Here is a 24,311-nt window from a genome sequence, read left to right as displayed (position 1 = left end):
TTTTTATCAATTACCATATATTTATAAATTTTGCCTTTATATTTACTTTGCACGTTTTTTGAAAATTTCTCTCATAATTTTACTAAAGTGATTGTGTATTGTATATTTTTTTGTTTTAGCATAGATGTTTTATATGAGCTTTACGCTTTTCGCATTTTGAGTTACCATATGTATGAGTTATGGACTAAGTGGAATGTCTATAAATAGAAAGATAGGATTTTGGGCATTGTTACCTATCGTTTTAAGCAGTCAGCTTGGTTCTGGATCATTTTTTATTCCTAGCGTTATAGCTAAGTTTGGTTTGTTTGGCTTGTTTAGTTGGTTTTATACTGGATTAGGATCTATTATTTTGGCCATTATGTTTGGCATTTTATGCGTTAAATTTCCTCAAAATGGAGGTCCTCACGTATATATCGTTGAGGCATTTGGAAAGGTTGTTGGTTTTTTTAGTGCTTGGTCTTATTGGGTGATTTCATGGCTTTCTAGTTGTGTTTTACTATTTTTAGTGACTGGATCTCTTGAAAATATTTTTAATTTCTCCAATTTTGATGAGTTTTTGATTCAAGTATCGATTTTGTTATGCATCACAATCACTAATTTATTTGGAGTTCACACATCAAGTATACAAAATACTGTGCTTTCATTTATGAAATTTTTTCCAATTGTATTAGTATGTACATTAGGTTGGTTTTATGTTGATTTTGAGAATTATGTTGTAAAAAATAACGATTGTAGTGGAGTTCTTGAGTCGTTCTCTGGAGGTGCGATTGCGACTTTGTGGGCTTTTTTGGGTGTCGAAAGTGGAACCACTCCTGCTGGTGAGGTTAAAGATGTTAAAAAGGATGTGTTTAGAGCACTAGTCATAGGTCAAATTTTAGTTTGTATGATCTACTTTGTTAGTTGTTTCGTTCTTTATGGAGTTTTTGGAAGTGAGTTGCAAAATTTGCCTACTCCTTATGTGAGTCTATTGAATCTTATTTTTAATATGTCTGATAATTTAGCAAAATGGATTCCTTTTTTGATTGTTCCTGTTTGCGTGACATCTTTTAATACTTGGACAATTGTGAGTGGGCAAATTGCTTTAGGTGCATCAGAAAGTAATCTCTTTCCGAGAATGTTTGGAATACGGAATCGTTATGGAGCTCCTTATTTTGCTATAATAATGTCAAATTTAGCGCAAATACCCTTCTTGTATGTTGCATCAGATAAGGTATTTTTGTCTAGAGTAACGGCTCTGGCGGATTTTTCATCTTCTGCATTCTTTGTAATATATTTTGTGTGTGTTTTAGCATTTATCAAAATATTTCGAGCTAAATATCTTATTGTTTCTTTATTATCTATTATGTTTTGTATGTGGATATTTTTCGTTGTAGGATGGAAAATTCTGCTTCAAGTTATGGTTATTCCTTTGACAGGAGTGTTTTTACTAGTGTTTAAGAGAAAAAACATGAGTTTTGGGTGATTGAGATGTGTATTTTTTTTCTTTGTGTTGTTGAAAAAATTTCTTTGTAAGAAAAGGTTGAATGGAGTTGAATGATTTATTTTTATGATATAATTAAGATATCATTTAATATAAATGATTTGTTTTTTGTCGATTCGGTAAAGTTGTTTGTCTCTTGATAACTAATGTGTGTTTTTTGAACCCTCCTTTTGTATTAAAGATCATGCAGTTGATCAAAATATTTGTTACTTTTTGAATAATTGCTAGATTGTATGATAAATCCCGTGTTTTTCAAAAAATTATGAATGCCGTGAAGGTGAATCGAACACCTGGCCTACTGATTACGAAACAGTCGCTCTGCCTACTGAGCTACCACGGCAATGTGTGAATTGTACACTTTTATGTCAGAAAAATAAATAATGAGTTGAAGGATATGCCTAATATGAAGCATTAATGCTTGCATCGATGTGAGTGATAAATTATTTATGAAGAATGTTTGTGAAAGAAATCTCAATTGATTAAAGTATAAATTTTAATTGACTTTCGTTTTATAATTGCATCAATTTTGTTATTTTTTAAGCTAAATGAAGTTATATTTGTTGTATTGAAAAATAAGTATTTGCTAATACAAGATTTAGGTTTTGTCTAATTAAAGCAAAGGTTTTGTTGATTTTCAGATGAATGCGAAAAGTATTATAAGATATTTTGGAGTGAAGTATTATTTTGAGATGAGATTTCTTGCGATTTTGTCCGCCAGATCGTTATATTTATTACCTGAATGACCTTTCGTCCATTCCCATTTAATGCTATAAATCTGCTTATATCGTAATATTTCTTGCCACAAATCGTAGTTTTTGACTGGTGTTTTTTGACTTGTAATCCAATTATTTTTTTGCCAATTTGTTATCCATTTTTCAATTCCATCCTTCACGTACATACTGTCAGTAATAATAGTTATTTCTTCTGTGTATTTAAAATGATTTCTCATGATTTCATAAAAATTCAGAGCCCTGATGACAGCTGTCATTTCCATTTTGTTGTTTGTTGTATCTTTATTTTTTCCTCCAATTTCATATGTTACATCTGACTCATTTAATATATGCTTGTTATGCGAGATATCTGGAATATCTATTTTGAGTGATTCCCAAGAGGTTGGTGGTATAAAAATAGCTACACAAGCCCAAGCTCCAGGTCCTGGATTGAATCTGCATGCTCCATCCGTGTAAATTATCATCTTGGTAAACTAATGAATCTTTAATGATATCATTTGTTCTTTATATTATGCAACGTTGATTGCATTTTACGTTTACATGAAAATATCAGCACTACAATTTCGTATGATATCTGCGATATTACGATCATTATTAATGCGCTAATTATGTCAGGCGGTGCAAATATTGCTGAAAATATAGTTGTAATCATGATAAAAAATCTTCGAAATTTTTTCATTTGAAATACAGAAACAAATCTCATATCCATTAATACAAACAATATCAGTGGAGTTTGAAAGCTTATACCAAAAAATATCAAAAAGTTCTTCATAGTGTTAAAATATTCACTTAATTTTGGCAGAAATATTAAATCGAAATTCTCAGAGTGAAACTGAAATGATGATAGAAAGTGCCAAGTTGTTTGAGATATCCAATATGCAAATAACACACCGCATAAGAATAGTATTGGTGCGAAAATACAGCAATATTTTGCTATGCGTTTCTCATTTTTTAATAAGCCGATCGATATGAATTTCCATATGTGATAAATTGAAAACGGGCAAGATGCGAGAGCTCCAAAATATATTGCAATTTTTATATGTATGATGAATCCTTCTGGCAATGATGTGAAGACTATTTTGCTTGTTTGTAATGGGAAAACAATAATTTTTATTATGTCTTGAGAAAAATAGTATCCGATTGAGCTAAATATTGAGAAGTGTATCAAGCATAATATTACTCGTTTTCTTATCTCTTTGATGTGAGGTATCAAGAAGTACATTTAATTTATGCATTTTTTTCTATTATATTTTATATTGCAATATTACCAATTTTTTTTTGATTTTGTGCAATTTTTCATATTGCGATACATTCTTTTTTATGTATCATAATAGAGGTATTTTTTAGTCGATGTTTTGGGGTTTTTGATATCTTTTTTTCGTAAGTATTCTCCGGTTCTTTGCGATAGAAAGTTGCTTTCTCTTTTATGGGTGAAGTTTCTCGTAACCTTTAATTTTGCGATTATTCAGACTGTTAAGGATACGCTGATTGTGTCTTCTTGTGGAGTTGAAGCTATTCCTGTTTTGAAAGGTGGACCTGTTATTGTTTTATCTGTAATTGCTACTTTTTTGTATCATAAATTGAGCAAGATTTTGTCTAGAAGAGCCCTTTTTTGCTCTGTTATATACTTTTTTGTGATATTTTACGCTGTTTATTGTTGCTTTATTATTCCATTTAAGGCATGTTTTTATCTCGATGATTCAATATTGAGATTGAAACATTTATTGGGTCCAAAGAGGTTAGCGCTGTTTAATGTTTGTGCTCATTGGGTTGATAGTTTGTTTTTTGTTGTGACTGAACTTTGGAGTACAATGGTTCTGTTGGTGTCATTTTGGGGATTTGCTAATCATATTACAAAAATTAACGAGGCCGAAAGATTTTACGGAATTATTCCGATGGCTGGTCATGCTGGTTTAATTGTTGGTGGAATGGTTGTCAGTTTTCTCTGTAGCAAATTTCTTGATTTATCCTTTATTGTGTCGACTCAATCTATTTTGGTTATATTTTGTATTTCATGTGGGTTGGCTATTTATTCCTTTATAAAGACTTATGATACTTATCAAAATGATGGAGAGCAAAGGAAAAAAGAAGATTTCGTAGCTATGTCGTTTTTGCAGAGTTTGAAGCAAATTTGGTCGAATTTGATTCTACGTGCGATTGCGTCAATTACAGTTTGCTTTGCATTTTGCATGAATATGGTTGAAGTTGGGTGGAAATCCTATCTCAAGGAGGCAACTATTGATGAAAAAGAGTATCAGTCTGTACTTGGAATAGTATCTTCATCGACGGGTTTGTCTTCATTATTTGTCTCATTATTGTTTGTTAATGTACTAGTGAAGAAGTTTGGCATATATTTTTGTGCTCAAATAACACCTATTGTTGCCGCTATCGTTAGCAGTTTGTTCTTTGCTTCATTTTTGGTTGATGAGTTGATAATATCAATTCCTCTTGTTGTCATATTATTTGGAGCAATACATAACATGATGATGAAGGCGATGAAGTTGTCTATTTTTGATCCAACGAGAGAAAGAATGTACATTCCTTTAAATGAAGATGCTAGAGTAACTGGTAAAGCTGCTGTTGATGTTTTTTGTTTCAGATTTGGTAAATCTGCATCTTCATGGGTCCAGTTGTTGTTGATTGAATTTATAGGTTTTGGTTCATTTTTGGCGAGTTTTGATGCTATTTTCCTTATTGTTGCTTTGTTAAATTTTGTGTGGATAAGATCTATTTTTAAGATCAAGGGTTATTTGTTAAAAACTAATGAGAATGAGTAGTAATTTTTGCTATCTTCACTCTTTCCAATCGATTAATAGAATGATATTTATTATATATCAATAAAATCGTTGTATTTATAATCTGATTATACTTTTATTAAAAGTAATTATGAATTTTATATTATCTTTGAGAAATTTTGTATCGAATAATATTGTAAATTTAAATATCAATTTACAGTTTTTTAAACTAAAGAATATTAAATATCATTATGTTTATTTGTTACATACCTATGTCGATAAGTACTCAGCGCAAGTTGTCTGTAGTAAGACCTCCAAGAGTGAAGATAACGTATGATGTTGAATCAGGAAATGCCATAGAAAAAAAGGAATTACCTTTTGTATTTGGTGTGCTTGCTGATATGTCTGCGCAAAATCAAGAAAAAATTCCTTTAAAAGATAGGAAATTTGTAGAAATTGATGGTGATAATTTTAGTGAAGTGATCGCTTCGTATAATCCATTCCTTCGTTTTAGCGTTGATAATGTTATTTCTGGAACTGGAACAATAAAAATTGATCTCTCTTTCAAATCAATTGATGCTTTGCATCCTTCATCAATTTTACTCGTAGTCCCAGAATTGAAAGAGATGTATGATTACAGAATTCATATTCGTGATCTTATGTCTAAGATAGATAGTAATCAGATCTTGGATGAAATTTTGAGAGATGCTCTTCCACAAAAGAGACTTGCTAGTATTGATGAAGTGCTAGTAAAGCTCAATATCAATGAGAATGATGAATCTTTTCAGTATATGCAGAAAATACTCACTACATTTAATGATTTCTTATCTAAAGATACTGCATCTATTGACATTAAAGATCCATATTTATATATGAGTGGAATTATCAATAAAATTGATGATCTTCTTTCAAAACAGATGGATAAGATAATTCATAATCCTGAATTCTTGAAGTTTGAAGGTGCTTTGCGAGGTCTTTACTATTTTGTTTCAAATACATCTATTGGGTCGAATTTGAAAATCAAAATTTTGAACATATCCAAAACTGAATTATTGAGAGATCTTGAAAAATCAGTTGAGTTTGATCAAAGTCAGATCTTTAAAAAAGTTTATGAAGAAGAATACGGTACACTTGGTGGAGTCCCATACTCATGCTTGATTGGAATATATGATTTTGGTTTGTCTGGTCAAGATATTGAGTTATTGCGCAAGGTATCTGGAGTTGCAGCTGCAGCTCATGTTCCTTTTATAACTGGAACAAGTCCAAAAATGTTTGGATTAGAGCGCTTTCGTGATATATCTATGCCAAGAGATTTGCAAAAACTCTTTGATAGTTCTGATTTTGCAAAATGGAATGGGTTTAGACAAACTGAAGATTCCCGTTATGTGACTTTAGTATTACCAAGAGTGTTAATAAGAAATGTATATGGACCATCATCATCTATAGTTGAAGAGTTTAATTACGTGGAAAATGTGAATGGAGACAATGACGATGATTTTTGCTGGACAAATGCTTCATTTTGCCTTGCTCAGAGAATAGGTGAAGCCTTTACTTTGTATGGGTGGACAGCTGCTATTAGAGGATTTGAAGGCGGAGGAGCAGTTGAAAATCTTCCAACTTATACTTATAAAACTGCAGATGGAGACAAGATTATAAAATGTCCCACAGAAGTCTGCATAACAGATCGTAGAGAAAAAGAATTAAGTGATCTTGGGTTTTTGCCTCTCTGCTACAAAAAAGGTACAGATATGGCTGTGTTTTTTGGATCGCAAACAGCTCAAAAGCCAAAAGGTTATTACGACTCATTTGCAAATGCAAATTCAGCACTTTCTGCTAGATTGCCTTATTTATTGAATGTTTCGAGATTTGCGCATTATGTTAAAGTCATGATGAGAGATAAAATCGGCAGTTTCTCTAGTAGAGAAAGTGTGAGAATTTTCTTGCAGACATGGATCGCGAATTATGTTTTGCTTAACGATACTGCATCTCAAGAAATAAAAGCCAAGTACCCATTGCGAGAAGCCCGTGTGGATATCAAAGAAAATCCAGCCTCTCCTGGTGAGTATCGAGCTATTTTCTTCTTACGACCTCATTTTCAAATGGAAGATTTGACGGTCTCAATGCGATTGGTTGCTAAATTACCAGTCTGAGCTTTTTAATAATACTTTAGGAGGTAAAAATGTTAAAAATAAAATCAGGAGAACACTCTAGACTAGATATCTTTTTTGATAAATGGATTCAGGTTTTATATGATGGAAAAAATACAAATCAGGAAATTATGCTCGTTAAGCTTATGGATAAAGATAATATATTAATTACTGAGCAGCAAACAAATATTGAGGATTACAAAGATTATTCTTCAGTTTATGCATTTGAACAAGGAATGTATAGAGAGCATGCTCCTGATTTTGGTCCATGGACGAACGTTGTTGGTAATGCTAGTATTCCTTACTTTTTGATTATGATGAAAGGTGGACGTTCTGGTGATTTATCATATAAGTTATTTCAAGGTAAAGAGATTCAGATTGAATATGCTCGTATTTTGGTTCTTGAAGGATCACAGAAAAAGATGGATAGCATAAGAGGTCGTGGTTTTATAGTTGGAGTGAAATCTCTCCAATTATATGATCAGCAATATTATTGTGGAATTGAATTTGCTACATATGCTTACGAAACACACTTCTTCAGATACAAGAATGATAATGAGGCATCTGGCCAAGAGGCTTATAGGTTTGATTTTACTTCAGGTGTATCAGAATTGATTGGAGGATGATCGAATTGCATATTATATATGAATTATTTATGCTAGTGATGTTAAATGTATGATTTATCATGCTTGATCAATATTAATGAGTGAGACATTCTTTATATTACTTTTACTAAAAATATTAATATTTGGTGAATTCTACTCATTTGTTATTTTATTTTTTCTCATCCACAAAGGGTTTTGAATTTTTTCGAGCATTTGCATGTGCTCAAATTCTTCATTTTTGGTGATTTTTATTTCTGAAATTGTATAAGAAGCAATCTCTTCTGCTGATAATATTGACTCTTGTTCTGAATTGCAATTTGCAAACATTTCTTGCTGTCTACCTCCGTTTAGTTCAAGGTATACGCTTGACAGCAATTGTGCGTCAATGAGTGCTCCATGTTTTTCTCGAGAGGAGTTGTTGATCAAAAATCTTGTGCATAACGCATCTAAATTTAGCTTACTACCTGGAAATTTTTGTCTTGCTATATCTAATGTGTCGATGACTTTATTATTTAATGGAGATTTATTAATTAATTTTAACTCATTATTAATAAAATTTATATCAAATTGCGCGTTGTGTGCAATAATATCACTTGATCCAACAAAATCAAGGAAATCTTGGCAAATCTCTTCAAATTTTGGAAATTTTGCTAGAAAATCGTTGGACAAACCATGAATTTCAAATGCTTTTTCAGATACAGTTTTCATCGGGTTAATATATGTATGATAGTGCTTGCTCGTTGGAACAAAATTTATCACTTCTACGCAGCCTATTTCTATTATTCTATCTCCATTTGATGGACTAAGGCCTGTTGTTTCAGTGTCAAGTACTACTTGCCTGCTCATTAAAATTTCTTAAAAAACTTAAATATTGTATCATACTACTATAATTTCATTGCATTTCTTACGAAATATAATGAAAATTAATAGAAAAAGGACAATAATCATTTTGATTCTCATAAACTGAGCGATGAATTCGATTTCTTCAAAATTAATTGGCAACATATTGCACGATTTCTCTTCAAATTTATCAAAAGCTTATATGGCAATTGAATTGTTAAATGATGATTCTACAAATGACCTTATGCACATGTTGATTGATACTTTTGAGATTATGAAGAAGCAAGTTGAATACTACAAAGCATTATCTTTTGATGATTTATCTAATTTTCAAGTTATAATTTCAAATTATCTATCAGTTTTTAATATTAAAATTCAGTTTGAATCATTCCATTTGCAAGATGAATTATCGTTGAAGTATCATACAATGTTAGAGAAAAAGTTTCTTGCAGATACTTCGCGAGATGAGTTTGTTATATATAAGGCAATACTTCTCATTTTTTTGTTTCTTCTAAAAAGAGGGATGAGCTGTTCTACAATTCAAATTTTTAAGTACGATTTAGCAAATGATTTGCATTTTATTATAAAAATTGACCACAAAATGAAGTTTAGAGAGGGAGAGGTTGATATGATTAATAGTTTTATCTTAGTAGAAAACCTTCCATATATTATAAATGCAATTGATCTATTGAATAGTATAAAATATAGATTCAAAATTGCCGATAGTGAGTCGGACACCATCCTTTTGATCGATCGAATTTAAGATTATTCATGTGATTATGATATTTATTGTAAGCTCTATGAAAGTGCTCATTGAGTTTTGCGAAAATGATATAAGTGAACACGCCCTGCAGGACTTGAACCTGCGACCCCAAGATTAGAAGTCTTGTGCTCTATCCAACTGAGCTAAGGACGCATATGTAATCATAACAAATATATGAAATAGTTCAAGGCTTTACACATTCGTTACCTTGGTTTTTGTCTATTTCATATTTGTACGATTTGTTATTTAACTATTTGTTTAGATTTGTTACTAGTTATTCTTTACTAAAATAGATAGCAATTTTCCGATTTCATTTTTCATATCATGTCTATGAACAATTTTATCGATAAATCCACATTCAAATTGAAATTCTGAGCTCTGAAAGTTACTAGGCATTTTTTCGCCCGTTATATTTTCTACAACTCTCTGTCCTGCAAATCCTATTATAGCTCCTGGTTCTGCTAACGTGATATCTCCTAGCATAGCGAATGAAGCTGATACTCCACCAGTGGTTGGATGAGTAAGGACTACTATGTAAAGCCCACCTTTTTTCTTAAATTCAGATATTGCGACGCACGTTCTTGGCATTTGCATCAGTGAAATAATACCTTCTTGCATTCTTGCTCCTCCTGAGGCTGTGAATATTATTATTGGTTGTTTAGTTTGAGATGCTAATTCGCATGCTTGTACTATTGATTCTCCAACATACAATCCAAGTGAGCCTCCTATAAAATCAAAATTCATAACACCGACGATTGTTGACTTCTGGCATATGTTTCCAGTTGCAAATGTGATTGCGTCAGTGAGTTGTGTTGTACTTCTAGATAGATTCAATCTATCTTTGTAACTTAATAAATCTGTAAATTCTATTGGGTCATCTTTTATATCTAAATTCAATATAATTTTGTATGAATTGTTATCAAAAATATTGCTCATTCTCTCTAATGTTCCTATTTTGTGGTGAAATGAGCATTTGCTACATACCATTTTGTTTGATAGAAGATCTGATTTTAATAGCAAGTTTGAACATTGTTTGCAAAAAGTCCATAAATCACCTTTGAAGTCTTTTCTATTAATAGTGTTTATTCCAGGTAATGAGTTCATTTAGTAAAACGGAGTCTACTCAGTAGAGTAAAATATAAAGAATTTATTCGCAAGTCTATGTTCGTATGCTAATGCTAAATTCTGTTCGTGATTAAGCTTGGAATTTTGTATTATAGTCAATATTACTCATATAAAATAAGATCTTATTAAAAATAAATATCTTTCAATTAGTAATAAACTCTGATATCGTTATTGCACGGGCGCATAGCTCAGTTGGTAGAGCAACTGACTCTTAATCAGTTGGTCCTAGGTTCGAGTCCTAGTGCGCCTGCATTTATAATATTTCTCCCATATTGACAGTGATTATTTCGTTTTTGATATTTATTATTATGCTTCCATTCTCATTTATGCCTTCAAATATTCCTTCAATTTTGCTATCTGATGTTTCTTGGCGATTTTTTATATATGGAGATGAAAATGATATAACTTCCTTAAATTTGTACGCTCTTGATATCCATATTTCTCTTATTTTGGAGAAATCTTGTCTAAGGTGTGTGTCTAATCTATAAATGAATATGTTAAGAATCTCTTCAACAGAACTGTTTATGTTATGTAATTTCAAGCATGTAGATTCTATGTTCTTTGGGTTGCTGATGATATTTAATCCTACACCTATTACGATAAAATCAATCTCATTTTTCAATTTTGAGACTTCTGTCAGGATGCCTCCAGCTTTTTTATTGTCGATATATATGTCATTTGGCCATTTGCATTTTACGAAATTTGATTTCATTGGTTGATTTTTGTCCATAAGAGATATTTCCTCTATTGTTTCTGCAATGGATATAGAAAATGCAAATATCATCTCATAAACCTTGCTGATATCTTTAATGTTCCATAGATTTGGGTATATTACTACTGAGCAATACAAATTTCCTACTACAGAACTTTCCCAATTTCTGCTAAATCTTCCTCTGCCATTAGTTTGTTGTTCTGCAATTACGATGGTATTTTTTGATTTATCTGATTGCATTGCAACGTTTTTTGCATAATCCATCGTGCTGGTTGTGCATTCTATTGAGATTAATTCATAATTATTTGGTAATTTTATGATATTATTATTCACCATTATTGAATGTTATTTTGCTGATTATAATCAGTAATGATTTAAATGAATATCTCTTATGTAATACGATTATGTCGTATAGATTTTTACATCTGATATTTCTATTGATTTCTAAATGATAATTTATATTATACAAAGTGAATTGATTAACGTCTCTTAAACATTTTCTCTATATCACAGGATGTGATTAATATGTTTGTGGGTCTGCCGTGATTGCACTGTCCTGAGTTGCTAGTATTTGACATATCTTCAATGAGTTTTTGCATTTCCAACATTGATAATTTTCTTCCAGCTTTTATGCTAGTTTTGCATGCGATTGAAGCGCATATTCGTTCTATCTTATGCATTAATTCACTTGATAATTGATCTTGATCAAGCTCGTTTATGCTTTCTATTATTATTTGTTTAATATCGAGTTGTTTCATAATACTTGGAATTGATAATATTTCTATGCCGTCCATTTTTTGATTCATTTCAAAACCTATTCTTGAAAGAATTACGATAGCTGCTGGATCGATGTTTTGCGAAATGCTTATTGGAGTTAATAATCTCTCAGATTGTATGCTATCTCTCTCAAGAATGCTTTTCTTCAACCTTTCGTATATGATTCTTTCGTGTGCTGCGTGTTGATCGATTATAACTATTCCATCTTCTGCTTGGCAAATTATGTAGCTGGATAGTATTTGACAAATTGGAATACCAAGTTCGTATTTCTTTTGTGCTAGATGGAGTTGAGATTCCATGAGAGTATGACTCTTACTTTCATTACCGTACTTCGTAAAGTTTTTCATTAGTCTGAAATGAGATGTATCTATTTCGTTCCCATTGCTGTTTTTGAAAAATTCGTTGATTTTCTCTTCTGATTGAATGTGAGATATGAATTTTTCTGTGATGTCATTTTTATAATTATGTTGAGATTGACATTGCAAGTTATGATTTTGAATTACCTCTCCGGTTGTTAAATCAGTTGAGAGTATTCCTGTTTTGAATAAGTGGTGTTTGTCGAAAGATTTGCACATATGCATACTCGAACTTATAGCCTTTGATAATGCATGAGATATAAAATTTTGTAGAAATTTCTGATTTCTAAATCTGACCTCTGATTTCGCTGGATGTACATTCATGTCTATATCTTCATTTGGAATCTCTATGAATATAGCAAGAATAGGGTACCTTCCTGTTGGAGTGTAATCTCTGTATATGTTATTTATTATGCTTATGATTATGTTATCTCTTATCAATCTTCCGTTTATGAATATGTAATATCCTGAATAATTTTGCTTATGCAGAGTTGGAAGACTGCACATACCAGATATTTTGTATTTCCCTACTTCGCTCTCAGATTCTTCTTCGCAAAGAACAGAGTTGCGTAAAAAATCTTCACCCAATATTTCTGCAATTCTCTCTTGAATAGTTTCGGATTTTTTATATGAAAATATCATTTTTTCATCGCTTATTAGTGTAAATGATATGTCTTTATAGAGTATTGCTATGGATTTTATATAATCTTCAATTAATTTTTTTTCAATTGTATCTGGTTTTAAGAATTTTAGCCTTGCAGGAGTGTTCATAAAAAGTTTGCTAACTTCTATCTTTGTGCCTTGTGACAGATTTGATGATTTGATTTGTTTTTTCAATCCATATTCAACTTCGATTGAGTAAGATTCTCTTTGAAAATGAGTTGATATTTCAATGGTTGACACTGTACTTAATGAAAACAGTGCTTCTCCTCTAAATCCAAGAGTATTTATTTTAAATAAATCATCATGATTTAATTTTGATGTAGTGTGCTGATCAGTACATATTTCAAGATCATTTTTATGCATGCCAATGCCGTTATCTACTAAGCATATGTAGCTCTTTCCTCCATTTCTTATTATGATTTTTATATCAGTTGATTTTGCGTCTATTGAATTATCTATTAACTCTCTGATTATTGATAATGGTCGATCAACAACTTCACCTGCTGATATTCTATTTACTATATAATCAGGTAGTTTTCTAATCGACATCACTTACTACTAATAATTTTATTGAGGATACTTATTTATTCCAATCTATTCAAGATCAATGATTTTTTCATATAGGTTATTTTTTAGTCTATCGAATCTTCAATGAAATAATATTAACTATTTTATAATAATAATTATATGAGAATACTAATAACTATTTATTTATATTAAATATGCAGAAAAATAAATTGCTTTTGTCTTTTATCGTTTGTCTTTTTGGTGCTTTCATTGAATCTCATTCGATGAAAATTAATTGTGTTGATTATAAGTTAGATACAGCTGTATATACAGATGCTATAAATGAAGTTCAGTCTATTCTTAAGAGAGTAAATAACGAATATGAAATGGCTCCTTCTGTTAGAATAAAACCCTCACAGAGTGAAAATAGTTGTGAGGAAGAAGTTAAAGAAAAATTAAGAGAATTATATAAAAAATACTCAGAGAATATAGTAATTGGTAATGAGCTCATTTTACATTCTAAGTTGCTTTCACAAATAAGATTAAAAGAGGATGGTTCATCTGGTAGTGTACGTCTTTCTCTTGCTCAACTTATCAAGCAAGAAAAACCAATGTCATCGGATGAAAGCGTTCTTTCCCGTTCTTATACTTTAGAGAATGGATGGGGCTTTCATGATTTTTTTGAAAATCAACAAGTAAAGGATTTGAAACAAATAAATGATTTATTTAGAGTGAATTCTCGTATTTTTGCTGCATTTCAAGATGCTAGGCATTTATGTCAATTATCTCGAGAGATTGAGGATAAAATTGAAAAAATTGATCCTATAATGATATTAATTGATATAATACAAAGGCATTCATCGTCTGATGAGCCAATCAAGATTATGGCAGAATACTATGCTAATCCAAAAATTGCTGATTTAAATGCAGATATGTCCAAGATTGCAAATATTACTTTACATGTCGTTAATTCTGGGATTCAAATGTTAAGAGATTTAAGCTTTTCTCTTGAGAATATTGATTCTACATCTCCTGTTTTTGAATATCTTACTGAGTTAGAGCAAAACTTTTCAAAAAGAGCGAAGCCTAATCAGTACTCTGCTGTAGATGCGTGGTTTCTATTGAATAGTTATATCTCAGTGTGTTTTAACTTTCTTGAATTGTCATGTGAAGAGATTGTGAAAATTGCTGCACGGTCGAAAAAATAATTTTGTTGAATCAGTTAATTTGTGTAATCATAGTGCAAAGTCTAATAACTTTTAGTGATTAAACTCATCTTTTTGATTTTTTTAGTTTGTATAGATCAATTGTGTAAGTATTATGTTCAATTATTCATGAATTTTTCTGAATCTATTGAGATTTTTGATTTGAATATACTGTCTATTTATTTTAATCTTACTAAAAATACTGGTATTGCTTTTGGATTATTTTCGGAAAGCTTGATGTTAATTTCTATTTTTTCAGTTATTTTTTTGTTATCGATTGCTATATATTTGTATTTTCGAAAGTTAAATCTTAAATTATGGATGATATTTATAATTTCTGGTGGAATAGGAAATTTAATAGACAGAATATTCTTTCAAGGAGTTGTAGATTTTATCGAATGTCGTATGTTAAACAAAACATTGTTTATATTCAATATTGCTGATTTCTGTATTACTCTTGGAGTTGCTATTTATGCTATTGATCTTTTTAAGAAAAAACCTTAACCAAATGCGTTTTTATTGCATCTTTTATGTGTACATATGAACATGTGAGTATGCTTCTTTTGCATATAAATATGAAGTCTTTAGTTGAATTTACTGATTTAGCATGATCGTTTATTATTTCAAATATTGCTGATTTTATTCTTCTTCTTATTCTGTTTCTTTCTACTGCATTCCCGATTTTTCTAGTTATTATGAAGCCAAATCGTTGACGATTACATGCGTTTTTGGCTATGTGGAGAGAAAAAATATCAGTTGTATAAGTTTTACTTGATTCAAAAACCGAAGAAAATTGACACTTTTTTTTTAATGTTTCGATTCTCATATTGTAGACACTTTTAACCATGATAACTCTTTTTTTGGAATTCTGCAGTGAATTTTTACTCCGATTGATCTAAGTATAGACATATTAGTAAGTTGAGTAGTACAATTGCAAAAATTGTTGAATGTTTTATGAAAAGGACGTATCAGCCAAATAAATTGCATAGAAAGAAGGTGCATGGTTTTCGTGCGAGAATGAAAAATGGATCTTCTAATGTTCTAAATAGAAGACGTAGAAAGGGACGTACTAGAGTTTGCTTGTGATTTGTATGTTTATGTGAATTTTTATTATTCTGCAAACATTTTATATTGATGAGATTTGAATTCCTAGTACACTTGATTAGTACGTTTCTGTGATGTTATGACTGTTTCATCTTTTCAAGATTATAAGGATACTTTGTTTTTGCCTGAAACTAATTTCAGTATGAAAGCGAATTTGAGTGATGCTGAGCCAAGGATTTTGAGTTTTTGGAAAGATATAATGTTATACGATAAGCTTCAAAATTCTGGCTCTAAGGGCAAGTTTATTTTGCATTCTGGTCCTCCATTTGCTAATGGAAAGCCTCATTTAGGTCATGTTTTGAATTTCATCTTGAAAGATGTGTTATGTCGTAATAAAGCTATGAGAGGCTATGCAGTAAGCTTTTTGTGGGGGTGGGATTGTCATGGGCTGCCCATAGAAGTGAAGGTTGAACAAGAGTATAAAGCTAATAAAAAAGATATGAATAATGTCGTTGAATTCCGTCAATCTTGTAGGGATTTTGCAAATTATTGGCTTGAAGTTCAAAAAAATGACTTGCTCAAGATTGGATTGATGACAAATTCAAAAGAGTATTATAGCACGATGGATTATAAGTCTGAAGCAGACATTTTGGCTGTATTTTTTGAATTTGTGAAAATGGGGTTGGTGTATAGAGACTCTCGTCCTGTTATGTGGTCGATTGCTGAAAAAACTGCATTTGCTGAAGCCGAAATTCAGTATGTTGATAATCATGTCTCCACGGCGTGTTATGTTGCGTTTCCTCTTATTGGTGACATAAATGGGTTTGAAAATATTAGTGTGTTGATTTGGACTACTACTACATGGACACTGCCGTGTAATCGTGCTATTGCTTATGGTGATGACATTGTATATTCACTAGTTGAATTTGGTTCAAATGAGTCAAAAAAAAGGTTTTTGATAGCAAAAGATTTGTTAAGTGATTTTGTGTCCAAACTAACCATTAGTGATGAGTGTCTCAATTATCAATTCGTGATGAAAAGCATAAATCTTTTAAAAAATTATATTGTTTTAACTGAGATAAATGGGTCATATCTATCTGGCAGAAAATGTTTCCATTGTTTGTCTGCAATTCCTGACTATTCGTTCGAAGTGCCATTGCTTTCTGCGAATTATGTTGAATCAAATGTTGGTACAGGTTTTGTTCATACTGCTCCATCTCATGGATTAGATGATTATTTTTTATGTAAAAAGAATAATATTGAAGCTATAGATTCAGTTTCAATTGACGGTAATTTTACTGATGATATACCATCCTTTGTTGGTCGAAATATATTTGATGTTATTCCTGATATTTTGCATATGATTGACCAAAGCGAGAATTTGTTTTTTGTTCACAAAATTACTCACAGTTATCCTTATTCTTGGAGATCTAATACTCCTCTGATTTTTAGAATGACTCCGCAATGGTTTATACGAATAGATGAAAGTCTAAAAAACAAATGTTTGACAGCATTGAATCAGGTGGAGTTTATTCCAAACAATTCATCTAACCGCATTAGCAGTATGATTAAAAATCGCCCTGATTGGTGCATTTCTCGTCAGAGAATGTGGGGAATTCCTTTGTTTATTTTCGTAAATAAGAGTACGAATTTACCTTTAAATGACGATGCAGTTATGACGAAAATTATTCAGCATGTTGCTAAAAATGGTGCTGATATTTGCTTTTCTGATGATGTCTTTGCGTTTATAAATGATAAATACGATAAGAGTAACTATTATGTTGTTAGAGATGTCATAGATGTTTGGTTTGAGTCTGGGGCTACTCACAATTTTGTTACGAAAAATATGTTAAATGCTGACCGTGCTGATATTTACGTTGAAGGTTCTGATCAGCATAGAGGTTGGTTTCAGTCATCTCTAATCGAGTCGTGTGTATTGCAAAATTGTGCTCCTTTTAAGAAGATTTTAACTCATGGGTTTTTGATGGATAAAGATGGAATGAAAATTTCAAAATCTAAAGGTAATGGCGTTTCTATCGATGAGCTATTGAAGAATAATGGTGCGGATATAATGAGGTTGTGGGCTCTATCATCTGAAGTGACTGGTGATATTAGAATAAGTGAGGAAATTCTTAATAGAGTTAAGGATATTTACAGAAAAATGCGAAATGTTTTGCGCTATCTTATTGGTTCTATTAGAGAATTTTCTGTTAATGAAGTTATTCATTACGCAGATATGCCAGATTTGGAGAAATATGTCTGTCATGAAATATTTGTCCTTGATGAAATAATAAAAAAATCTTTTGATGAGTGTGATTTTCAGAAAATTGTTCATTATATTCATTCTTTTTGCTCAAATATATCTGCTAGGTATTTGGATTTGCGAAAAGATTGTCTATATTGCGATTCGAATTTGTCATTAAAACGCAAAAGTGTTCGTACTATTATGGTTTTGTTAGCGAATACATTGATCAAGTGGTTATCTCCTATCTTGCCTTTTACTTCGGAGGATGCATGGAAATATTACAAAGAAGCGATGTGTTTGTTTAGTGTAAATTCTGATGGTTTGTTCTGTGATCTGTTTTATGAGCTCAATGTTGAGAGTGTTCATTTGTTATCATATTTTGAATTTCCAAAAAATTGGCAAAATTTTGATTTGTATGAGTCTTTTGAAGATCTTTTTACTCTGAAAGACGATGTTAATCAAAAGATTGAAGTTAAGAGAAATGAAAAATTGATTTCTGGTGGACTAAGTTGTGCTTTGAAATTGCATTTGCATGATAAAATTGGAGTTTTGCTAGAAAAAGTTGACGTGTGTGATTTTTTTGGTGTATCTACAGTTGAGATTGAGTCTGTTGGTGAATTTTCTGAACCGCAGATTGAGGTTTGTCATGCAAGTGGAAATAAATGTCAGAGATGTTGGAAATACTTTAATGGTATTAACAGTATTTGTGAAAGATGTTTAAATGTGCTTAATATTTGATATTTTTTAACATAATGATTTCACTGTCGGTTTGTTTGTTCTTTATATGTCAATAAATGTATTCTAAGTAAATGAAGAGTGATTATGAAAATATTCTAAGTTTAAATGAATTGATAAGATTCTATGTTACAATCTAACGATTTTGGTCTGATATTTGAATGCTTGATTTGTTGGCGAGTGACATAGTAACACATATTTTGAATTTTATAAATTCAGATCTAGATATTTCCGCGATTCGTATATTTCCTTCGCAATATGGAGATTTATCTACAAATTTACCTAAATTGTTGAGCCAAAAACACCATGAATCTATTGTTAAAGCTGCTCTTTCTCATGAATGTGTTGAATCTGCCTTGATATTAAATGAATTCTTGAATATAAATTTCAAATTGTCGATTTTTAAAACTGAGCTTGTTAAGTGTATCAAAAATAAGAGTGACTATTGCTATGGGAAATTCTTAAATATGTTTGATCTTAACAAGAAGGTTAATGTAGAGTATGTGTCTGCAAATCCAACAGGAAGACTGCATCTTGGACACGCAAGATCTGCTATTTTCGGTGATGCAGTAGCTAATTTGATGCAAAAAATTGGGTTCGATGTAGTAAGAGAGTACTATATAAATGATGGTGGAGGTCAGGTGGATGCTCTTGCAGAATCTGTCTTTGCAAGGTACAAGTCATTGTGTGGAATTGAGGTTGATTGTTCGAATATTGCTTATCCTGATGAAAGTCTCTTTTTGATTGCTCAGAAATTGGTCGATCAGTATAAAACTTATTTATTGGACGCTAATGATGTGATAGATGTAATAAAACCTTTCTGTGTTGCAGAAATGATTGAATGGATTAAAGGTGATTTGTCTAAGTTACATATTAAGCATGATGTATTTTTTTCGGAAAAATCTCTTATTTATAGCCGAGAAATGGATGATATGTACGATTTAATGCAAAAAAATCAATTGATTGTTGAGGATTATATAGATCAAAAGCTATCAAATAAAGGTGTTGCAAGTGGAGAGAAATTGTTGATGTTTAAGTCATCAAATGAAGATTTGTCGCTAAGGCCTCTCAAGAAATCAAAAGGTGAGTGGACATATTTTGCTACTGATATTGCTTATCATTTGAATAAAATTAACAGAGGATTTGATTTGCTGATAAATATTTGGGGAGCAGATCATGATAATCATGTTAAGGTTATAAAAGATGTTGTAAATGTATTGAACAACAAAGCTAAGTTGGAGATTTTGATAGTGCAGATGGTTAATCTGTTAGAAGATGGTGTGTCAGTCAAGATGTCAAAAAGGTCTGGAAATTTTGTTTCTGTACAAGAAGTTGTTGATAAAATTGGTATAAATGTATTGCGTTTTATGATGTTGATGAAAAAACCTGATACTCATTTTGATTTTGATATGAAATCTGCTCTATCTGCTAGTCTTGATAATCCGGTTTTTTATGTAAACTACGCTTATGTGCGAGCTAATTCTGTGATTAGACAATACGAAAAATTACAAGGAATTTCTTTGCAAGATTCTTTAGATGATATGATTAAGAATATGAATTTTTACTCTAATCTTATATCTGAAGAGTTAAATATTGTGAAAATGATAAGAGAATGCCCGATAATGTTTGTCTCAGCGGCGTATGATAGGGCTCCTCACAGAATAATTAATTTTTTAATTGCGTTTGCTAAAGTGTTTCATATTATGTGGAATAAAGGCAAGGAGGATTTCGGTGCTAGATTGATGATTAAAGGAGATGAGTTCGTTACACAGAGAAGGGTTTTGATATGTTTTGGAGTATCTGTTGTAATTGATTCATGTCTAAATGCATTAGGAATATTTCCAGATAAAGAAATGAGAGATTAAGTTGTAAGTATGTCATTTTGTTGATAGAATATGAGACTTTTATTGAGTTGTATCGTGTTAAGTACAAGTCACTTGATTTTGGTTGCGTTTGTAGCGCTTTTGGTTTTTGGCGGAAAGAGGCTATCTGGAATAATGAGAGAGTTTGCACTTGGTTTGAGATATTTTAAGCGTGGAGCAAATGACTTTTCTCGTAAAAGAAACCATTTTAGAAGAAATAGATAGAATTTGGTTATGAATTTTGTTTATTATCAATTGTTTTTATATTATATTGTATTTTTGGTTGATTTAGGAGGATTCTGTTGATCTCGCTTTTATTATGTGTGCTGATTGTGCTTATGATTTTATCTGATAGACGTCGCATTCCTGTTTTTTGCTATTATTTGGGTAGAATGTTTAAATTTGTTACTGATTTTGTGAATAAGTGTAAGCATGAATTTTGGATTTTGTATGATATCGGAGGAAATAGAGTAAATAAAAATAATAAAAGCAAGAAGAGTGGGCAGGAAAATAATGATAGTAAGAAATAATTGAATCTATTTTTTTATAATGATTGATATATTTTATGTTGTGTGTAACAATGTCTTGACATACTGTTGTATGTAATGAGCGGGGTAGAGCAGTTTGGTTTTAGCTCGTCAGGCTCATAACCTGAAGGTCAGTGGTTCGAATCCATTCCCCGTAACCGGTATGTAGTTAATTTTTTTTTGTAAGTTTTTTAAAAGAATTGTATTGATATGTTTCTGTCAGTGTAATACACTTCTATAGTTTGCGTTTTTTATTTAACGTGTCTAGTTCTGGCTATTTAGCTGATAAATTTTTGTCTTCCATAAAGATTGGAAGATATGAGTTCAAGAAATTTTTTGCATTATCTTTTATAATGTTTTGCATGCTCTTCAATTATACAATATTGAGAGACATAAAGGATGTTTTGATTAACACTTTGCCTGGTACAAATACTGAGTTGGTGCCTTATATTAAAGGTATATTTATTGTGGTTTTTGCTCTAATGATTACGATACTGTATATGAAGTTGTCATCTGTTTTTGATTCTAAGGTTTTGTTTTATTGGATAATTGGTGGATTTTTGACATTTTTCACTTTGTTTGCGTTTGTATTGTACCCCTTTAGAGATGTTGTACATCCATCCGAAGATTTTATTGCTAATTTGGTGTCTTTTGTTCCCTCCATGAGGATGATCTTTCTGATGTTTAAAGTTTGGTCGTATATTTTGTTTTATGTTATGGCCGAATTATGGGGTGGAACTGTATTGTCTTTGCTATTTTGGCAGTTTTCTAATGACATTGTTACTAGTGAACAGGCTAAAAGGTATTATCCTTTGTTTGGTATTGTTTCTAATTTTGCTCTTATTTTATCTGGTCAAGTCATAAAAGTGGTCTCTGATCCTTCAAATGATTTGGATTTTGATATTGTTTTGAAATATCTATGTTTGGCTTTGCTTTTTTTTGGAGTTATGTCTATGCTTTGTCATAGATATATTGTGCTTAAGATCATTCCTGATAAAGAGTTGTGTCCTACAACTAAGCATGTCAAAAATAAGGTAAAGATTAGTCTGAAAGATGGTTTGAAAGAGGTTTTTCAGTCACCATATATTGCTTTGATTGGGTTGATGGTATTTGCTTATGGTATGTCAATAAATATTATAGAGATAATCTGGAAAAAACAGCTAGCAATTAGATTTGATGGTAACAAGCAAATGTATGCATATTTTATGGGTAGTGTCTCTCAAAATACTGGTATTTTTGTTGTGTGCTCTACTCTTGTTGCTCAGAAAATATTGTCTAAATTTAAGTGGTTCACTGGTGCAGTTATTACACCTGCGGTTATGTTTATTACAGGATCTTTATTTATTGTATTTTTGCTCCTGAGTAATAATGAGGCCTTTGATAATTACTTTATGGACACGGTTGGTTATACTGCGCTGGCCTTTGCGACTTATGTAGGTGCGGTCCAAAATATATTTGGAAAAGGTTCTAAGTATATTTTATTTGATCCAACAAAGGAGATGGCGTATATTCCGCTTGATCCTGATTTGAGGGCTAGAGGTAAGGCTGCTGTTGATGTTGTTGGAGGTCGATTGGGTAAGGCTGGTGGAAGTTATTTGTGGATAATTTTGCTATCTATATTTAGTGGTAATATAATTTCGTGTGTGCCTTATGCGGTAGTAGTTTTTACTATTGTGTCTCTGAGTTGGATATTTGGTGTTAAGAAATTATCTACTATGTATGAGAGGAAGCTTGCTGAGAAAGCTAAGTCTGCAGAGTAGTCTTCTAGTTTATGCTTGACCCTGTTGCATTGTATGTCTTTGGTTTTCCAATATATTGGTACGGAGTATTATATTCTGCATCTGTTTTGCTAGTTGGGCGCTTTTCAGTTACTTATGCTTGTGTCTTTGGTTTAGATCGTATTTTATTAGCTGAAATTTTTAATTTTAGTTTAATTAGCATGATAGTTTGTGCTAGAATTTTTGATGTTTTGGTTTACAATTTTGATGAATTTTTGTCGAATCCCTGGTCTATTTTTTCTATTAGGAGTGGTGGATTGTCATTTCATGGTGGTTTAATCGGTGTAATTGTTTGTCTCTGGCGTTTATCTATCACTCGCAAATTTTCGTTCTTTCAAATTGCTGATTGTTTTGCATTTTGGTCGCCGATCGGATTGTTTTTAGTTAGGTTGGGTAATTTTATAAATTCTGAATTAATTGGAATTAAGTTGGCTCCTCCTTTTTTGTATGGAGTTGATTTTGGTGATGGCTTTATTAGACATCCTTCTCAGTTATATGAGGCTTTTTTAGAGGGATTTGCTCTGTTTGGAGTGTTATATCTTATGATGGTTTTGAAGAATTTTGATACACATAATTCGCATTATTTTAATAGAATTTCCAAATTTAATGTTATTAAAAAATATAAAACTAGTTTTGATTGTTTAGTTCTGAACAAAAGATTTTTTGATATTTTTATGAAAATTTGGTGGAATTTTATTCCAATTTTGTTGTCTATTCTTATTTTAGGAGCAATGTATTGCATTTTAGTAGGAAGTTACGTGTTGTTTTTATTTAATATTTTTTTAATTTTGATATATTTGTGCACAAATTTCTTTGTGATGTATTTTTTGCGACTATCGTATATTCTACGAAATGGGGCGATTTTTTCAACATTTTTATTATCTTACGGAATTTTTCGAGTGTTTTGTGAATCATTTAAAGAACCAGAAATAGTGGTTTGTTTAATCCCTATAGGGCAAATTTTTTGTATTTTTATGATATTTTTTGGATTTTTAATGAATTTCTTAAAGTTTATTGAAGTTGTTCGTGAGAAAAATAATCTAAAGAATTGATGTTATTATTGACAATTTTGCAAATATCACACATTATGAAGCATGTTTTTGTTTTTTTGATGAATGTTGATCATATCTGGAACTACTATTCCATCAGATAAGCGAGTTGAAATATCTTTGAGTTACATCTATGGGATTGGAAAGAAGACTGCCTTGAAGATAAGACAAGATATGAATCTCGATCCTTCTGTTAGAATTAAGGATTTGACTAATGAGCAGATCATTTTTATGCGTTCCATCATAGACAATAATTACAAGGTTGGTGGAGATCTTAGGACTCAGGTGCGTAATGATATCAGGAGATTGATTGATATAGGTTGCTATAGAGGGCTAAGGCATATAAGGGGTTTGCCTTGCAGGGGGCAGAGAACTCATACAAATGCTAAAACTCGACGTTCTTTGAAGACAATTTGATTGTTGTT

The 24,311-nt window shown here is 31.2% G+C and carries 22 protein-coding genes, 4 tRNA genes and 1 pseudogene; 18 read left to right on the top strand and 9 right to left on the bottom strand.

The window, feature by feature from the left end; translation table 11 throughout:
* The first annotated feature begins 172 nt into the window (after positions 1 to 172).
* On the top strand, positions 173 to 1,462 hold the full coding sequence (locus tag Gromo_RS01130; RefSeq protein WP_231159229.1) for an APC family permease: 1,290 nt from the start codon (positions 173 to 175) through the stop codon (positions 1,460 to 1,462).
* 285 nt (positions 1,463 to 1,747) lie between these two features.
* On the opposite strand, the gene Gromo_RS01125 is transcribed toward Gromo_RS01130, so the two are convergent.
* The 3 genes from Gromo_RS01125 to tatC form a co-directional block, all read right to left on the bottom strand.
* Positions 1,748 to 1,820: transfer RNA gene (locus tag Gromo_RS01125), tRNA-Thr, on the bottom strand.
* A gap of 339 nt (positions 1,821 to 2,159) precedes the next feature.
* Entirely contained in the window at positions 2,160 to 2,675 is a 516-nt protein-coding gene (locus Gromo_RS01120) for a ribonuclease H family protein (RefSeq protein ID WP_231159227.1), read from the bottom strand.
* A 29-nt stretch (positions 2,676 to 2,704) separates the two neighbouring features.
* The gene (gene tatC / locus Gromo_RS02680) at positions 2,705 to 3,433 is read right to left on the bottom strand and encodes a twin-arginine translocase subunit TatC (RefSeq protein ID WP_420797324.1); all 729 of its coding nucleotides are present in this window, start codon (positions 3,431 to 3,433) and stop codon (positions 2,705 to 2,707) included.
* Positions 3,434 to 3,566: 133 nt separating this feature from the next.
* Here tatC and Gromo_RS01115 point away from each other — a divergent pair, with 133 nt between their 5' ends.
* The 4 genes and pseudogenes from Gromo_RS01115 (at position 3,567) to Gromo_RS01105 (ending at position 7,719) form a co-directional block, all read left to right on the top strand.
* Positions 3,567 to 4,988, top strand: coding sequence for an Npt1/Npt2 family nucleotide transporter (locus Gromo_RS01115; protein WP_231159225.1), 1,422 nt, complete (start codon positions 3,567 to 3,569; stop codon positions 4,986 to 4,988).
* Positions 4,989 to 5,197: 209 nt separating this feature from the next.
* Positions 5,198 to 5,659: pseudogene (gene tssB, locus Gromo_RS02675) on the top strand (type VI secretion system contractile sheath small subunit); the annotation flags it as partial.
* Complete coding sequence (tssC, locus tag Gromo_RS01110) at positions 5,633 to 7,096, top strand: type VI secretion system contractile sheath large subunit (protein WP_420797330.1); 1,464 nt, start codon at positions 5,633 to 5,635, stop codon at positions 7,094 to 7,096. The pseudogene tssB and the gene tssC, both read left to right, overlap by 27 nt.
* Before the next feature lie 29 nt (positions 7,097 to 7,125).
* On the top strand, positions 7,126 to 7,719 hold the full coding sequence (locus Gromo_RS01105) for a hypothetical protein (RefSeq protein WP_231159221.1): 594 nt from the start codon (positions 7,126 to 7,128) through the stop codon (positions 7,717 to 7,719).
* A 132-nt stretch (positions 7,720 to 7,851) separates the two neighbouring features.
* On the opposite strand, the gene dnaQ is transcribed toward Gromo_RS01105, so the two are convergent.
* Entirely contained in the window at positions 7,852 to 8,544 is a 693-nt protein-coding gene (gene dnaQ / locus Gromo_RS01100; RefSeq protein ID WP_231159219.1) for a DNA polymerase III subunit epsilon, read from the bottom strand.
* A gap of 124 nt (positions 8,545 to 8,668) precedes the next feature.
* Here dnaQ and Gromo_RS01095 point away from each other — a divergent pair, with 124 nt between their 5' ends.
* Positions 8,669 to 9,301, top strand: a complete 633-nt coding sequence (locus Gromo_RS01095; protein ID WP_231159217.1) for a hypothetical protein — start codon at positions 8,669 to 8,671, stop codon at positions 9,299 to 9,301.
* Between the two features lie 79 nt (positions 9,302 to 9,380).
* Here Gromo_RS01095 and Gromo_RS01090 read toward each other — a convergent pair.
* Positions 9,381 to 9,454: transfer RNA gene (locus Gromo_RS01090), tRNA-Arg, on the bottom strand.
* Between the two features lie 117 nt (positions 9,455 to 9,571).
* On the bottom strand, positions 9,572 to 10,405 hold the full coding sequence (locus Gromo_RS01085) for an acetyl-CoA carboxylase carboxyltransferase subunit beta (protein WP_231159215.1): 834 nt from the start codon (positions 10,403 to 10,405) through the stop codon (positions 9,572 to 9,574).
* 198 nt (positions 10,406 to 10,603) lie between these two features.
* On the opposite strand from Gromo_RS01085, the gene Gromo_RS01080 reads away from it, so the two are divergent.
* A tRNA-Lys gene (locus tag Gromo_RS01080) sits at positions 10,604 to 10,676 on the top strand.
* Between the two features lie 3 nt (positions 10,677 to 10,679).
* Here Gromo_RS01080 and Gromo_RS01075 read toward each other — a convergent pair.
* The gene (locus Gromo_RS01075) at positions 10,680 to 11,471 is read right to left on the bottom strand and encodes a biotin--[acetyl-CoA-carboxylase] ligase (RefSeq protein WP_231159214.1); all 792 of its coding nucleotides are present in this window, start codon (positions 11,469 to 11,471) and stop codon (positions 10,680 to 10,682) included.
* Positions 11,472 to 11,617: 146 nt separating this feature from the next.
* Positions 11,618 to 13,483: a DNA mismatch repair endonuclease MutL gene (mutL, locus tag Gromo_RS01070; protein ID WP_231159212.1), complete on the bottom strand. Its 1,866-nt coding sequence runs from the start codon at positions 13,481 to 13,483 to the stop codon at positions 11,618 to 11,620.
* A gap of 173 nt (positions 13,484 to 13,656) precedes the next feature.
* Here mutL and Gromo_RS01065 point away from each other — a divergent pair, with 173 nt between their 5' ends.
* On the top strand, positions 13,657 to 14,649 hold the full coding sequence (locus Gromo_RS01065; RefSeq protein WP_231159210.1) for a hypothetical protein: 993 nt from the start codon (positions 13,657 to 13,659) through the stop codon (positions 14,647 to 14,649).
* Positions 14,650 to 14,703: 54 nt separating this feature from the next.
* Positions 14,704 to 15,150, top strand: coding sequence for a signal peptidase II (locus Gromo_RS01060; RefSeq protein WP_274381157.1), 447 nt, complete (start codon positions 14,704 to 14,706; stop codon positions 15,148 to 15,150).
* Here the strand turns inward: Gromo_RS01060 and rnpA are convergent.
* A complete protein-coding gene (gene rnpA, locus Gromo_RS01055) occupies positions 15,134 to 15,493 on the bottom strand; it encodes a ribonuclease P protein component (RefSeq protein ID WP_231159206.1) in 360 nt (119 codons plus the stop codon). The genes Gromo_RS01060 and rnpA overlap by 17 nt on opposite strands.
* A gap of 107 nt (positions 15,494 to 15,600) precedes the next feature.
* Between rnpA and rpmH the strand changes: the two genes are divergently transcribed.
* From rpmH to rpsM, 9 genes are all read left to right on the top strand, one after another.
* Positions 15,601 to 15,732 carry a 50S ribosomal protein L34 gene (gene rpmH, locus Gromo_RS01050; protein ID WP_231159205.1) on the top strand — a complete coding sequence of 44 codons (132 nt, stop codon included), beginning with the start codon at positions 15,601 to 15,603 and terminating at the stop codon, positions 15,730 to 15,732.
* A gap of 97 nt (positions 15,733 to 15,829) precedes the next feature.
* Complete coding sequence (gene ileS / locus Gromo_RS01045; protein WP_231159201.1) at positions 15,830 to 18,673, top strand: isoleucine--tRNA ligase; 2,844 nt, start codon at positions 15,830 to 15,832, stop codon at positions 18,671 to 18,673.
* A gap of 158 nt (positions 18,674 to 18,831) precedes the next feature.
* The gene (gene argS, locus Gromo_RS01040; RefSeq protein ID WP_231159199.1) at positions 18,832 to 20,535 is read left to right on the top strand and encodes an arginine--tRNA ligase; all 1,704 of its coding nucleotides are present in this window, start codon (positions 18,832 to 18,834) and stop codon (positions 20,533 to 20,535) included.
* A 54-nt stretch (positions 20,536 to 20,589) separates the two neighbouring features.
* Positions 20,590 to 20,757 carry a Sec-independent protein translocase subunit TatA/TatB gene (locus tag Gromo_RS01035; RefSeq protein ID WP_231159197.1) on the top strand — a complete coding sequence of 56 codons (168 nt, stop codon included), beginning with the start codon at positions 20,590 to 20,592 and terminating at the stop codon, positions 20,755 to 20,757.
* Positions 20,758 to 20,834: 77 nt separating this feature from the next.
* Entirely contained in the window at positions 20,835 to 21,062 is a 228-nt protein-coding gene (locus tag Gromo_RS01030; RefSeq protein WP_231159195.1) for a hypothetical protein, read from the top strand.
* 78 nt (positions 21,063 to 21,140) lie between these two features.
* Positions 21,141 to 21,217 (top strand) — tRNA-Met (locus tag Gromo_RS01025).
* 102 nt (positions 21,218 to 21,319) lie between these two features.
* Positions 21,320 to 22,819 (top strand): Npt1/Npt2 family nucleotide transporter, encoded by a 1,500-nt coding sequence (locus Gromo_RS01020; RefSeq protein ID WP_231159185.1) that lies wholly within the window; start codon positions 21,320 to 21,322, stop codon positions 22,817 to 22,819.
* Between the two features lie 11 nt (positions 22,820 to 22,830).
* Positions 22,831 to 23,889 carry a prolipoprotein diacylglyceryl transferase gene (locus Gromo_RS01015; protein ID WP_231159183.1) on the top strand — a complete coding sequence of 353 codons (1,059 nt, stop codon included), beginning with the start codon at positions 22,831 to 22,833 and terminating at the stop codon, positions 23,887 to 23,889.
* A 63-nt stretch (positions 23,890 to 23,952) separates the two neighbouring features.
* Positions 23,953 to 24,303 (top strand): 30S ribosomal protein S13, encoded by a 351-nt coding sequence (gene rpsM / locus Gromo_RS01010; protein WP_231159181.1) that lies wholly within the window; start codon positions 23,953 to 23,955, stop codon positions 24,301 to 24,303.
* The last annotated feature ends 8 nt before the right edge of the window (positions 24,304 to 24,311 follow it).

The organism is Candidatus Gromoviella agglomerans, from assembly GCF_021065005.1.
Lineage (GTDB): Bacteria > Pseudomonadota > Alphaproteobacteria > CAJXXZ01.
The sequence above is the reverse complement of the archived record's forward strand: the minus strand, read 5'-3'. Positions and strand labels throughout refer to the sequence as shown.

Bases quoted from the DNA above. Each gene is read 5' to 3' on its own strand.
- rpsM (WP_231159181.1), top strand. From the start codon at position 23,953: ATGTTGATCATATCTGGAACTACTATTCCATCAGATAAGCGAGTTGAA.
- rpmH (WP_231159205.1), top strand. From the start codon at position 15,601: ATGAAAAGGACGTATCAGCCAAATAAATTGCATAGAAAGAAGGTGCAT.
- tatC (WP_420797324.1), bottom strand. From the start codon at position 3,433: ATGTACTTCTTGATACCTCACATCAAAGAGATAAGAAAACGAGTAATA.
- Gromo_RS01130 (WP_231159229.1), top strand. From the start codon at position 173: ATGAGTTATGGACTAAGTGGAATGTCTATAAATAGAAAGATAGGATTT.
- Gromo_RS01085 (WP_231159215.1), bottom strand. From the start codon at position 10,405: ATGAACTCATTACCTGGAATAAACACTATTAATAGAAAAGACTTCAAA.
- rnpA (WP_231159206.1), bottom strand. From the start codon at position 15,493: ATGGTTAAAAGTGTCTACAATATGAGAATCGAAACATTAAAAAAAAAG.
- mutL (WP_231159212.1), bottom strand. From the start codon at position 13,483: ATGTCGATTAGAAAACTACCTGATTATATAGTAAATAGAATATCAGCA.
- Gromo_RS01065 (WP_231159210.1), top strand. From the start codon at position 13,657: ATGCAGAAAAATAAATTGCTTTTGTCTTTTATCGTTTGTCTTTTTGGT.
- Gromo_RS01120 (WP_231159227.1), bottom strand. From the start codon at position 2,675: ATGATAATTTACACGGATGGAGCATGCAGATTCAATCCAGGACCTGGA.
- dnaQ (WP_231159219.1), bottom strand. From the start codon at position 8,544: ATGAGCAGGCAAGTAGTACTTGACACTGAAACAACAGGCCTTAGTCCA.
- Gromo_RS01105 (WP_231159221.1), top strand. From the start codon at position 7,126: ATGTTAAAAATAAAATCAGGAGAACACTCTAGACTAGATATCTTTTTT.
- Gromo_RS01095 (WP_231159217.1), top strand. From the start codon at position 8,669: ATGAATTCGATTTCTTCAAAATTAATTGGCAACATATTGCACGATTTC.
- argS (WP_231159199.1), top strand. From the start codon at position 18,832: ATGCTTGATTTGTTGGCGAGTGACATAGTAACACATATTTTGAATTTT.
- ileS (WP_231159201.1), top strand. From the start codon at position 15,830: ATGACTGTTTCATCTTTTCAAGATTATAAGGATACTTTGTTTTTGCCT.
- Gromo_RS01015 (WP_231159183.1), top strand. From the start codon at position 22,831: ATGCTTGACCCTGTTGCATTGTATGTCTTTGGTTTTCCAATATATTGG.